The sequence below is a fragment of the Moraxella sp. I5G genome (assembly GCF_055193055.1).
Window position 1 is genome coordinate 43058 of the sequence record NZ_JBUXLH010000001.1, and the last position, 13829, is coordinate 56886.

Consider the following 13829-nt stretch of genomic DNA (forward strand, 5'->3'; position numbering starts at 1 on the left):
TTGTCTTTTTAAGAACTATTTTATTATTTGTTATTAAAGGTGAAATTTATGAATATTCAAGCACTGATGCAACAAGCCCAAGCTATGCAAAAACAAGTGGAACAAAATGTTGAAACTGCCAAAAAAAATCTTGCTAATAAAGAAGTCCATGGTGAGGCAGGTAATGGATTGGTTAAAGTTACCATGACGGGACGCCATGTAGTAAAACGTTTGTCTATTGACCCAAGTTTATTAGGTGATGAGCCCGATATGATTGAAGATTTAGTTGCTGCAGCTGTTAACGATGCGGTGCGCCAAGCGGATGCGCTGTCTGAGGAAGTTATGGCTGGTGCAACCGCTGGGATGGGTCTACCCAAAGGCATGCAAGGGCTATTTGGCTGATTTTACCAAAATACAGTTACCAAATCATGAGTGGTCAATTAGCAAAATGGGATAAATTACCTGTTTATTGGGTCAATAACGAAGCGACTTTGTATCAATTAATTGACAAAATTGATAACAGTCAAATTGTTGCGTTGGATACCGAATTTATCAGACGTAGTACCTATTATCCTATTTTAGCATTAATTCAAATTAATACAGGTGATGCTATTTATTTGGTTGATGCACCTCAGTTATTTTTACATGATTTATGGCAGGCATTAATTGAAGTGCCAATGATGGTTTGGTATGCTTGTTTTGAAGATTTATGGATTTTTTATCTTCTGGCTGGCTGTCCACCTTTAACTAATATTTTTGATGTGCAAATTGCTATTGCTTATTTGACAGGGCAGACGCATGTTGGTTATGGTCAAGCCGCCCATGATTTTTTAGGTGTTTGTTTAAACAAATCAGAAAGTAAATCTGACTGGATGGCTCGCCCCCTAAGTAATCAACAAGAACAATATGCGGTTAATGATGTGCGTTATCTTTTGGCATTATATCATGATGTAAAAAAAAGATTAGACCAGCGTCGGTTATACACCTGCGTGATTGAAGACAGTAATTTACTTGCTAAAGACATTCATGCTACTTACCACACCCCTTTAGATAAAATGTATTTAAATTACATTTCGTGTTCTTATAAACCAAGACAATTGGCAATTTTAAGAAATTTGGTGGCTTGGCGAGAAGCACTTGCTAAATCAATTAATCAGCCTGTTAGCTTTATTATCAATAAACAAGCTTTACGAGAAATTGTTGAAAAATCGCCTTTAACTATCAAAAATTTAGCACAAACCACATTAAATCGTCATACTTTGCGACGATATGGCAATGAAATTTTAAAACAAATTAACCACGCCAAATCCTTGCCTGAGTCCCAATTACCACAACACACTTTGCCTAGTTTTTATCATAATAATAAAAATTTTAAAAATGCCATAGATAATATTGTTAAGCAATACAGTCAAAAGACTGGAATTCCTGAATGTTTGCTTTTAAAAAGTCGTTGGATTGATGAATTAACATCTTTGGTGTACTACGATTTACCTATCGCCAGTGTTAGTATTGGCTTGCAAGGTTATCGTTATGATTGGGTGGTTTGTGAAATCTTACCACTGCTGATGACTTATAAAAAACAAATACAAATTAGATTTGAATCATAAGTTTTCTTATTATAGACTAAATAAATACACTTTAGCTGCTTGGTTTACAAAAGGCTGGTTATTTAATCATGATAGTTTCAACACACAGCTACCCGTAGGTAGCTGCAAGTGAGCCTAAACAGCCATGTCAATTACAATGCAGTTTCAACACACAGCTACCCGTAGGTAGCTGCCCGAACAAGACTTTGCGCAAACCAACGCCAATATGTTTCAACACACAGCTACCCGTAGGTAGCTGCTTGGCTTTCAAGGTCTTTTTTACCCAAGCTCGCAGTTTCAACACACAGCTACCCGTAGGTAGCTGCTTTTGCCGAAAAATAAACATTTCTTGGCAAATCCCGTTTCAACACACAGCTACCCGTAGGTAGCTGCCTTGCGTTGTCTGGCACGGTCTATGCTGCAGGAGTAGTTTCAACACACAGCTACCCGTAGGTAGCTGCCAAACCACTGTAAACGGTCAAACAGCAAGCATAGTTTCAACACACAGCTACCCGTAGGTAGCTGCGTCTATGACACCTTGATTGCTGCAGCTGCTTGCAATGTTTCAACACACAGCTACTCGTAGGTAGCTGCACCTAGCTTTAATAGCTGCTTGTGTTGCATTTAAAGTTTCAACACACAGCTACCCGTAGGTAGCTGCTTTTTTGCCACAGATTGGCGATTTTATTTTGCTGGTGTTTCAACACACAGCTACCCGTAGGTAGCTGCTTTTAATTTTGGAGCATAATCATGTTAAACGCTGTTTCAACACACAGCTACCCGTAGGTAGCTGCGGACTATGCCGTAAAACTTGAGACCCAAAAGCAGGTTTCAACACACAGCTACCCGTAGGTAGCTGCGTATTAATACAAGCAAACCTTTAACCCAAACTGAGTTTCAACACACAGCTACCCGTAGGTAGCTGCCATACATATCACCAATCTGCTGTGGTGTAAGCTGGGTTGTTTCAACACACAGCTACCCGTAGGTAGCTGCCCAACCCATGACTATTTATCAAGCTGTTAAATAATGTTTCAACACACAGCTACCCGTAGGTAGCTGCGATTAAGATTGGAAATATGCCGACCTACTTTTATGTTTCAACACACAGCTACCCGTAGGTAGCTGCCTAACTTGGCGTGGGCTGTAAGGTGGGTCAAATGTTTCAACACACAGCTACCCGTAGGTAGCTGCAATTTTGGAGAAGGAGCATAATCATGTTAAGCGTTGTTTCAACACACAGCTACCCGTAGGTAGCTGCGCGCGCTATGTAAGACAAGGCAAAAGCCAAACCATGTTTCAACACACAGCTACCCGTAGGTAGCTGCGACGGTTTACTTCTTCTTTTTGCTCTTTCAATAAAGTTTCAACACACAGCTACCCGTAGGTAGCTGCATCATTCTATGATTTCCTTGGTACAGCTACCAACAGTTTCAACACACAGCTACCCGTAGGTAGCTGCAGGGCTTTGCTTTGCCAAAAATTGGAGTTTTTTGTGTTTCAACACACAGCTACCCGTAGGTAGCTGCTAGTTTCTTCTACTGTAGTTTCTTCTAATTCTGTTGTTTCAACACACAGCTACCCGTAGGTAGCTGCTATTAGCCAATCATATTGACCCCAAGTCTTACTATGTTTCAACACACAGCTACCCGTAGGTAGCTGCACGGAGATTTCATGATTACTATTGGTAAGTTTATTGTTTCAACACACAGCTACCCGCAGGTAGCTGCAATCACAAACTTGTATTTGCAACTTTTACAGTGCGTTTCAACACACAGCTACCCGCAGGTAGCTGCAGTACAGTGTTGGGGGCATTGATAGCTTCGCCCTAGTTTCAACACACAGCTACCCGCAGGTAGCTGCTTTGCTGATAGTGTCAGGGCAAGCTCTGGTATTAGAGTTTCAACACACAGCTACCCGCAGATAGCTGCAACTCATGACAAAACCAAACAAAACAACTTATCAGTTTCAACACACAGCTACCCGCAGGTAGCTGCCTTTGCCTTTTTATCGGCTTCGGCGTGGGTCAAGGGTTTCAACACACAGCTACCCGTAGGTAGCTGCTTGTAACTTTATGGGGCGAGCTTGGGGCAGACAGTTTCAACACACAGCTACCCGCAGGTAGCTGCCTCCAAAAATGTATCACGGATTTTTTTGTTGTGATACGTTTCAACACACAGCTACCCGCAGGTAGCTGCACAAGCTAAAAACGCTACTATATAATAAGCAACATGTTTCAACACACAGCTACCCGCAGGTAGCTGCTTGATTTATCCATTGCTAGAGGCTCAAGCCCATACGTTTCAACACACAGCTACCCGCAGGTAGCTGCAGGTGTACGCTCATTTAGTGTACACACGTTCGCTTGTTTCAACACACAGCTACCCGCAGGTAGCTGCGTAAAATCGGTCAAAAATCACCCAAAAAAACGGCTGTTTCAACACACAGCTACCCGCAGGTAGCTGCTTTTAAAAAATTTTTACTAAAGTGTTAAGTCCTTGTTTCAACACACAGCTACCCGCAGGTAGCTGCTAACTTTTTGCCTGCCGAAAACCACCCCCAGCTAGGTTTCAACACACAGCTACCCGCAGGTAGCTGCCTTATCCAAGCTATGATATAGATATGCTTATGGACGAGTTTCAACACACAGCTACCCGCAGGTAGCTGCATTAAAAAATAAGCTATCCTAAACATTATCCTACAAGGTTTCAACACACAGCTACCCGCAGGTAGCTGCAAAAAATCACTCATGCCGACGCTCCCCCATGTACAGTTTCAACACACAGCTACCCGCAGGTAGCTGCCTGTCTGCGCTAGACGTAAATCATTGAGACATAGCTATGTTTCAACACACAGCTACCCGCAGGTAGCTGCTCTGAGATGTTAGCCAACTTTCGCGACCTAATCATGTTTCAACACACAGCTACCCGCAGGTAGCTGCGACTGAAACCAAATCACAACACAGGGTAAACGCATTGTCTTTGTTTCAACACACAGCTACCCGCAGGTAGCTGCGTTACTATCCCCATAATACTGTTGTGCAATCACATGTTTCAACACACAGCTACCCGCAGGTAGCTGCCACCGATAGCACTATCGCCACTCGTAACCCCTAAGTTTCAACACACAGCTACCCGCAGGTAGCTGCCTTATCGTTCAAATCACGACTACAAATGCTAATTGTTTCAACACACAGCTACCCGCAGGTAGCTGCGATTTGTTGGTTATGTCTCGTCCACTGATAGACAGTTTCAACACACAGCTACCCGCAGGTAGCTGCTGAAATTGATAGATTGATAGCAAGACTAACCAATGTTTCAACACACAGCTACCCGCAGGTAGCTGCCCGTTTTTTTGGGTGATTTTTGACCGATTTTATAGTTTCAACACACAGCTACCCGCAGGTAGCTGCTTTGGACAAAAATGCGCAGGTCATTGATTTTACTAAGGTTTCAACACACAGCTACCCGCAGGTAGCTGCATTTGCTTGTCAATATATTTTTTCAAATTTTTTTGTTTCAACACACAGCTACCCGCAGGTAGCTGCAAGTATTTTTTGCTGCTAGTTTCCGATTTTTCGGTGTTTCAACACACAGCTACCCGCAGGTAGCTGCTTATATATAGCGCTTTTGCTGCTGTCAATATATTTTTGTTTCAACACACAGCTACCCGCAGGTAGCTGCAGTTACGCTCCATGTCTATTTGTAGGTCAGTTAATGTTTCAACACACAGCTACCCGCAGGTAGCTGCAAATGATTTGACACCTTTATACAGTAGCATTAAAGTTTCAACACACAGCTACCCGCAGGTAGCTGCTTATAGACACACCCCCCACTTACGACCTTCTTGCTGTTTCAACACACAGCTACCCGCAGGTAGCTGCTTTCATTTTGCATTTTATATTGCTCTTCACCAAAGCGTTTCAACACACAGCTACCCGCAGGTAGCTGCTTGTCAGAAGCAGCAGCGAAAAAATAGCTATATATGTTTCAACACACAGCTACCCGCAGGTAGCTGCCATACCTATTATAATTTAATCCACCGCAGATTGTGTTTCAACACACAGCTACCCGCAGGTAGCTGCATTAAAGCGCAAGTATAATCTTGCTGTTTTTTCAGTTTCAACACACAGCTACCCGCAGGTAGCTGCAAGTTGGCGATGAGTACCATATCATTGATTATTATGTTTCAACACACAGCTACCCGCAGGTAGCTGCCATCTTGCCCAAAGTCCGGCGCTTGGGTAATGTTGTTTCAACACACAGCTACCCGCAGGTAGCTGCTATATATTATTTTTTGCAGCGTGCAAGTATTTTTAGTTTCAACACACAGCTACCCGCAGGTAGCTGCGCGTCTGAAATCATCAGACAGTTAAAAGCGTCTGTTTCAACACACAGCTACCCGCAGGTAGCTGCAAAAGTCGCCAGATTTATCAAAAAACAATACCCGTTTCAACACACAGCTACCCGCAGGTAGCTGCGATTTATTATTCGGACTGCTTGCAGCACTACATCGTTTCAACACACAGCTACCCGCAGGTAGCTGCTGGAGCGGACAATAGCGATGTTTTCTGCTTTTGGTTGTTTCAACACACAGCTACCCGCAGGTAGCTGCTCCAGTACGATGTTCTGCCGTCTTTGTGTGGTGGTGGTTTCAACACACAGCTACCCGCAGGTAGCTGCTCACGCACACCACGTGCATAATCCAGCTTTTCTTTGTTTCAACACACAGCTACCCGCAGGTAGCTGCAGGATAATTTTTGCCAAAAAGTACAATAAGCACAGTTTCAACACACAGCTACCCGCAGGTAGCTGCTGGCATGAATTTTATTAATAATATCTGCTTTATTGTTTCAACACACAGCTACCCGTAGGTAGCTGCATGTTGCAAGAGAGCAAATTGTTCGGGGTGTATATGTTTCAACACACAGCTACCCGCAGGTAGCTGCATTTTCCAAAAAATTAACTTTTTCTAATAACATTAAGTTTCAACACACAGCTACCCGCAGGTAGCTGCGAAGTTACCCATACATGGACACCTGAAACCTTAATAGTTTCAACACACAGCTACCCGCAGGTAGCTGCGTCAAAGGCAACCTCTTTGACATCAAAACGATCTAGTTTCAACACACAGCTACCCGCAGGTAGCTGCTATCAGCAAATAGTGCATTATCGTCTGTATTCCATGTTTCAACACACAGCTACCCGCAGGTAGCTGCTCCGTGCCGATGGGTTTTGGTGTTTTTTGAGTTATAGTTTCAACACACAGCTACCCGCAGGTAGCTGCCAATTCTTTTTGTTTCGATAGCATTGGTTCTAGTGTTTCAACACACAGCTACCCGCAGGTAGCTGCCTTGGGCTTCAGATTTGGGGGAAATGTCTGCTGGTTTCAACACACAGCTACCCGCAGGTAGCTGCTCGTCGGCTTCGTCCTCGTCGGTCGTTAAACCTTCGTTTCAACACACAGCTACCCGCAGGTAGCTGCGTCACCTCTTCTTTGGTTAGGTTGATGCAGATTAGTTTCAACACACAGCTACCCGCAGGTAGCTGCGCGGTTCGGCGGTGCTTCTGATGATAATTTTCAAGTTTCAACACACAGCTACCCGCAGGTAGCTGCGTAAAATCAAGGGTTTGCGCAATTTGTATCACGGCGTTTCAACACACAGCTACCCGCAGGTAGCTGCCAGGCTGAAAAACGCACTATATAATAAGCAACAAGTTTCAACACACAGCTACCCGCAGGTAGCTGCTACCGAAAGCTATAATTTCAATTACGGCTTTTCAGTTTCAACACACAGCTACCCGCAGGTAGCTGCGTCAATAAGCCTTTTGTGGATAATTTCACCAATCCAGTTTCAACACACAGCTACCCGCAGGTAGCTGCAGCGCATTCAACGATATATCCATCCCTGCATAGGCAGTTTCAACACACAGCTACCCGCAGGTAGCTGCTATCGCCAACGCTTTACATTTTTGCAGATAATGACGTTTCAACACACAGCTACCCGCAGGTAGCTGCCCGGGATTCTGTACTTGATACGCAATCCAGTTAAGTTTCAACACACAGCTACCCGCAGGTAGCTGCTACGCTGCAATCCCTAACGCTTAAAAATCAAGCTGTGTTTCAACACACAGCTACCCGCAGGTAGCTGCACTGCTTTATCAAAGATAAAGGCTATCAGCATGCGTTTCAACACACAGCTACCCGCAGGTAGCTGCCGCTTTGTCGTCTGATTTGCGAGTCAAAAGCATGGTTTCAACACACAGCTACCCGCAGGTAGCTGCAATGGTTTGACCCGATTATGGACGCACTTTACGGGGTTTCAACACACAGCTACCCGCAGGTAGCTGCAAATGGTTATACACCATTAGACACCTATAATAAGTTTCAACACACAGCTACCCGCAGGTAGCTGCATATAGCATTGTGAACGGTGTCAAACAGTATGATGGTTTCAACACACAGCTACCCGCAGGTAGCTGCAATTGATGATAAAGAGCAGTTAATTTCACTACTGGTTTCAACACACAGCTACCCGCAGGTAGCTGCCATCTCAGCAACAGGTACGGATTTTAAAAAGGTTGTTTCAACACACAGCTACCCGCAGGTAGCTGCTTGTAGCTCATCGCTAACAACTTGATGACTATTATAGTTTCAACACACAGCTACCCGCAGGTAGCTGCAGCAACATAAACAACGCAAAGATGATTAAAAATCTGTTTCAACACACAGCTACCCGCAGGTAGCTGCTTAATCAGGCTAGGCTTAAACATGGTTAGACTTTGTTTCAACACACAGCTACCCGCAGGTAGCTGCTTGATATTTTAACAATTTGCGAAGACATCCAAAAAGTTTCAACACACAGCTACCCGCAGGTAGCTGCTATCTAACTGACAACGACATCGCCCCGTTTACTTGTGTTTCAACACACAGCTACCCGCAGGTAGCTGCGACCGCTCACAAAATTTGTGTCTAGGTCGTGGTTGTTTCAACACACAGCTACCCGCAGGTAGCTGCCATCTAGCTTCAACACTTTTTATCAAATTTTTTTAAGTTTCAACACACAGCTACCCGCAGGTAGCTGCATCAATGACTTAATAAAATAATCAAAAATTTTATAGTTTCAACACACAGCTACCCGCAGGTAGCTGCTAATGATGATTTAGATAATCTATCATTACCGATTGTTTCAACACACAGCTACCCGCAGGTAGCTGCACCCTTGCCGCACAAGGGGTCAACGTCTATTGTAGTTTCAACACACAGCTACCCGCAGGTAGCTGCACGGAAATCAGGGATAGATACAAGGCTCATGTACGGTTTCAACACACAGCTACCCGCAGGTAGCTGCGTTAATTGGGCTAGGCTTAAATGCGGTTAGGTTTTGTTTCAACACACAGCTACCCGCAGGTAGCTGCCCCGTTCACGTAATTAACGTCAAAATCTGTATCGTAGTTTCAACACACAGCTACCCGCAGGTAGCTGCACCCTTGCCGCGTCTAGCGTCAACAGCGTTTTTAAGTTTCAACACACAGCTACCCGCAGGTAGCTGCACAAACAAATTTGAATCTATATAATAGTCATCAAGTTTCAACACACAGCTACCCGCAGGTAGCTGCTTGTGGCATGGAGTATATGCCAAGCCGTATTTTAGTTTCAACACACAGCTACCCGCAGGTAGCTGCACTTTATCACCCTTTTTGGGGGTGATATGGATATAGTTTCAACACACAGCTACCCGCAGGTAGCTGCCGTGGTGAGATACCAACCCATGCTTCCCGGCAAGTTTCAACACACAGCTACCCGCAGGTAGCTGCTGAGCGTTGTTTCCGTTCCTGACTTCCGAGCTGCTGTTTCAACACACAGCTACCCGCAGGTAGCTGCATTTTTTGGTATATGCTATAACATAACGCAGTAAGTTTCAACACACAGCTACCCGCAGGTAGCTGCCTTATATAAACACCACCGCGTCACTACTATATATAGTTTCAACACACAGCTACCCGCAGGTAGCTGCAAATCAAGGGTTTGCACGTTTTGTATCACAGCTTGTTTCAACACACAGCTACCCGCAGGTAGCTGCCAGATTATTTCTAATCTGCATCAACCTAACCAAGAGTTTCAACACACAGCTACCCGCAGGTAGCTGCTTTAGGATATTTGGACAAAATCTTGTAAGTCATTGGTTTCAACACACAGCTACCCGCAGGTAGCTGCGATTTGAGTAATCTATCGTTACCAATTGAAATGTAGTTTCAACACACAGCTACCCGCAGGTAGCTGCCGACCTACTATTTAACAATTTGATAAACAGCCCTGTTTCAACACACAGCTACCCGCAGGTAGCTGCGCATAGCAGCGATTTTTAGCAGCTATATATAGCGTTTCAACACACAGCTACCCGCAGGTAGCTGCATGGCGAAGCACTCATAATAGCAACACGTTTTTAAGTTTCAACACACAGCTACCCGCAGGTAGCTGCCCTGATTATAAAGCCCAATTAGACAAATTAATTGATGTTTCAACACACAGCTACCCGCAGGTAGCTGCCCCTTGCCCTGCAAGGACTCAACACCCTTTGTAAAGTTTCAACACACAGCTACCCGCAGGTAGCTGCATTTAAAAAATTTTTAAAAAGTATTGACAAGCTAGTTTCAACACACAGCTACCCGCAGGTAGCTGCTGCTGATGGTTCTAGATCCGACCATTGGGACATAGTTTCAACACACAGCTACCCGCAGGTAGCTGCGCTAATTTTCGGCGGTGCATCTGATGATAATTTTCAAGTTTCAACACACAGCTACCCGCAGGTAGCTGCTCCCTCGTTTCTAGACCTTGCCAAGTAAGGCTTTGACAGCCTAAATTCGCTAAAGCTATTTATAAAGAGAGTTTTTGAAGTATAACATAAATTTTTTGTAAAAACAAAATGATAAGTTATTGATTTAAAAATGATTATAAAAATCGCTAATTTACTGTATTTTTGATGACAACCACGGGTTAGCGATTGATAAATTTATTTGATGAAGGCTTGTTACAACACTTATTATGATTGGTGAAATAAAACAAATTAGTAAGTACATTGTAAATTAATGCTTACTTTTTAAATTAATTAAATCATTTGTCGCTTAAGCTTATTTAATAAGCTAAAATAGTTAATTATACCAAATTATGTAAAGTTATACCACATGACAAAAAACTTAATAAAAAACCAACATGATTTACTTAAGCCTTTGTACATTGGAGGCTTAAAAATCGACAATCGCTTGATACTTGCACCGATGGCGGGGGTTACAGATAATCCTTTTAGAAGACTGTGTCGAAATTTTGGGGCAGGGCATGCCATCAGTGAAATGATTATTGCAGATACGGCGCTTTATGCGCGTAAAAAATCATTGTATCGTGCTGATTTTACAGGAGAGATTGCACCTATTTCTGCTCAAATTGCAGGAGCAGATGTTGATAAATTGGTTGCAGCAGCGCGTTTTCAAGTAGAAAACGGGGCGCAAATGGTTGATATCAATATGGGATGTCCTGCCAAAAAAGTATGTAAAAAATTGTCAGGTTCTGCTTTATTAGCCGATTTGCCTTTGGTGGAAAAGTTACTTAATGAAGTTGTTAAAGCAATTGATGTACCCATTACTTTAAAAACGCGTCTAGGCTATGAAAATGGCAAAGAGAACATTTTAACAGTTGCTAAAATTGCAGAAAATGCAGGTATTAGTGCCATTACCATTCATGGCAGAACTAGAGAAGATATGTATCATGGTAGTGCTCGTTATGAATTGATTGCCAAGGTTAAAAAATTGATAAACATTCCTGTGATTGTTAATGGTGATATTGACAGTGCTGAAAAAGCAGTCAATGTTCAGCAGATAACGGGTGCTGATGCGGTAATGATAGGAAGGGCAGCACAAGGAAAGCCTTGGATTTTTAGGGAGATTCATCATTATTTACAAACTGGAAAATTGCCTAAAAAACCAACAATTAATGAATTAAAAGAAGTCGTCTTGACGCATCTTGATGAATTATATCGTTTTTATGGAGAGTATTCAGGTTGCCGTATTGCTAGAAAACACATTGCATGGTATACAGGCAGTCTACCCAACTCAGCTGCTTTTCGTCAGGCTATGTATCACAAAGAAACCACAAAAGAACAATTTATGGTGGTAGAGCAGTTTTTTAATACTGTATCAATAAATGAATAAATCAGTAAATTTATCATTAATAACATTAGGATAAAAATTTGCCCGCAATGAGTGTAAATAGTGTAAACTATGGTAAATTTTTTTAGGAAAAAAGATAGTTCATGTTTCGTCCTCTTGCTTTATTTATTGGGCTTCGCTATACCAAAGCTGAACATAAAAATGGCTTTATTTCTTTTATTTCACTGATTTCTATTATTGCACTGACGTTGGGCGTAGCGGTCCTGATTACAGTGCTTTCTGTGATGAATGGGTTTGATAGGGAGCTAAAAACTCGTATTTTGGGCACCGTATCTCAAGCTTCAGTGTTGTCGCCAGAGATTATTGCTGATTGGAAGTCTCTTGGAGAAAAGATTCAACAAAATGATAAAAATGTTGAGGCAGTTGCGCCATTTATTCAGTTACAAGGCATGATTACTGCTTATGGTCAAGTTTCAGGCGTGGTGGTATCTGGCATCGAACCTGAATACGAAAAAAAAGTTTCTATTATCAATGAACATATGTTGGCAGGTGATATTGACAATTTAAAAGAAGGTGAATTCGGAATCGTTCTGGGTAAAAGCATGGTTGATAACATGAATTTGCAATTAGGCGATAAAGTAACCTTGGTGTTACCTGAAGCATCACCATCACCAGCGGGGGTTATTCCACGATTTAAACGTTTTACTTTGGTGGGGATTTTTAATATTAGTCCTGAATTAGATAGTTTAACAGGTTATGTTGCGATGCGTGATGCGGGTGTTTTGTTGAGACTACCAGAAGGCGCTCAAGGCATTCGCTTAAAATTAAATGATATTTTTTATGCACCAATCGCCGCTGATAAAGCTCAGTCCATTGACCCAGATAGATTAATCTCAGATAACTGGAAACAAACCCATGGTAATTTATTTTCTGCAATTCAAATGGAAAAAACCATGATGGCATTGCTGCTATCTCTGATTATTTTGGTAGCGGCTTTTAATATTGTGTCTAGTTTGATTATGTTGGTAACCGATAAAAAGGCTGATATTGCCATTTTAAAAACCTTTGGCGCCTCCCCTAAATTGATTACACAGGTTTTTGTCGTGCAAGGCATGATTATTGGTGTTGTTGGTACGGTGCTTGGAACAATTTTAGGGGTTACCTTCTCTTTAACAGTCAGCGACTTACTCAATTGGGTAAACAATACATTGGGGTTGGGGCTATTTAATGCGTATTTTGTGGATTATTTGCCATCACAGGTAAAAGTTTTGGATGTTTTGTTGGTTGTGAGTATTTCATTTTTGTTGTCTTTTTTGATGACAATTTATCCCGCACTGCGTGCTTCAAAAGTTCAACCTGCTCAAGCATTACGTTATGAATAAGGATAAAGAATGAATGCAATCTTAGAAGCAAAAAGCATTAGTAAAATTTACGATGAAGGCAAAATTAAAACTGAAGTTTTGTTGGGTCTGGATTTAACAATTCAGGCAGGCGAGCGTGTTGCTATCGTTGGTAGCAGCGGTTCTGGCAAAAGTACGCTTTTGCATTTGTTGGGCGGGCTTGATACGCCGACTACAGGTGAAGTTTGGTTAAAGGGTGTTTGTCTTAATCAATTAAATGAAACTCAGCGTGGTGAATTAAGAAACCAGTATCTAGGTTTTATTTATCAATTCCATCATCTTTTGGCGGAGTTTACCGCAACTGAAAACGTTGCGATGCCACTTTTGATGAGAAAAAATGTTTCAATTTTAGAAGCTAAAGAGCTGGCAAATGAACTGTTGCAAAAAGTTGGACTGGCGCATCGAAGCCATCATCGCCCTAGTGAATTGTCAGGCGGGGAGCGTCAAAGAGTGGCTATTGCTAGGGCTTTAGTTACCAAGCCTGCATTGGTTTTGGCGGATGAGCCAACAGGCAATTTGGATGATGAAAATGCCCATGCAGTTTTTGAGTTATTATCAGAGCTGCAAAGCACATTTGGTATGGCACTTTTGATGGTAACACACGATAAAGCATTGGCAAAAAAAGCTGACAGAATGCTGGTCATGAAAAGTGGACAATGGCAGTGACAGATTACATTTAAGAAGTTTAATCTAAAAAATTA

General features: G+C 42.5%; 5 protein-coding genes and 1 CRISPR repeat array. All 5 genes read left to right on the top strand.

The window, feature by feature from the left end; genetic code table 11:
- Positions 1 to 48 precede the first annotated feature (48 nt).
- The 5 genes from ACZBKJ_RS00170 to lolD all read left to right on the top strand — a co-directional run bounded on the left by ACZBKJ_RS00170 (position 49) and on the right by lolD (position 13794).
- On the top strand, positions 49 to 381 hold the full coding sequence (locus ACZBKJ_RS00170; RefSeq protein ID WP_463198868.1) for a YbaB/EbfC family nucleoid-associated protein: 333 nt from the start codon (positions 49 to 51) through the stop codon (positions 379 to 381).
- Between the two features lie 26 nt (positions 382 to 407).
- Positions 408 to 1586 carry a ribonuclease D gene (locus ACZBKJ_RS00175; RefSeq protein ID WP_463198869.1) on the top strand — a complete coding sequence of 393 codons (1179 nt, stop codon included), beginning with the start codon at positions 408 to 410 and terminating at the stop codon, positions 1584 to 1586.
- Between the two features lie 74 nt (positions 1587 to 1660).
- A CRISPR array of direct repeats spans positions 1661 to 10383; the repeat unit is 32 nt; unit sequence GTTTCAACACACAGCTACCCGCAGGTAGCTGC.
- 367 nt (positions 10384 to 10750) lie between these two features.
- The gene (dusB, locus tag ACZBKJ_RS00180) at positions 10751 to 11770 is read left to right on the top strand and encodes a tRNA dihydrouridine synthase DusB (protein ID WP_463198870.1); all 1020 of its coding nucleotides are present in this window, start codon (positions 10751 to 10753) and stop codon (positions 11768 to 11770) included.
- 101 nt (positions 11771 to 11871) lie between these two features.
- Complete coding sequence (locus ACZBKJ_RS00185) at positions 11872 to 13110, top strand: lipoprotein-releasing ABC transporter permease subunit (RefSeq protein ID WP_463198871.1); 1239 nt, start codon at positions 11872 to 11874, stop codon at positions 13108 to 13110.
- Positions 13111 to 13119: 9 nt separating this feature from the next.
- Positions 13120 to 13794 (top strand): lipoprotein-releasing ABC transporter ATP-binding protein LolD, encoded by a 675-nt coding sequence (lolD, locus tag ACZBKJ_RS00190; RefSeq protein WP_463198872.1) that lies wholly within the window; start codon positions 13120 to 13122, stop codon positions 13792 to 13794.
- Positions 13795 to 13829: the final 35 nt, after the last annotated feature.